This is a genomic window from Pseudomonas sp. SMN5 (assembly GCF_052041925.1).
GTDB lineage: Bacteria > Pseudomonadota > Gammaproteobacteria > Pseudomonadales > Pseudomonadaceae > Aquipseudomonas.
Map to the genome: position 1 here is coordinate 1 of NZ_JBKGGX010000097.1, position 218 is coordinate 218.

The window sequence follows — 218 nt, forward strand, 5'->3', positions numbered from 1 at the left end:
GCACCGGCGGGCGGTAGCACACCTCGTTGGCATAGGGGATCGCCTCGAAGGTGACGACGAAGCTGCGGTCGCGGGCGGCGGTGGTGGTCAGCTGCACGATCACCGCACCTGGGGCGAAAGCCTGGGGCGCGCCGGCGATCTTCAGCACCTGGCTCGGCGCCAGGGCGGCGCTGCTGCTGGTGCCGCTCAGGCGCGTGCGGTCGTTGAGGTAGCGTTCG

Annotated in this window: 1 protein-coding gene; it reads right to left on the reverse strand. The window is 71.6% G+C overall.

Translation table 11 applies throughout. The features are described 5' to 3' along the window. A partial coding sequence (locus ACLEJR_RS27155) for a hypothetical protein (protein WP_440817806.1) occupies nucleotides 1-218 on the reverse strand: 218 nt, incomplete at both ends.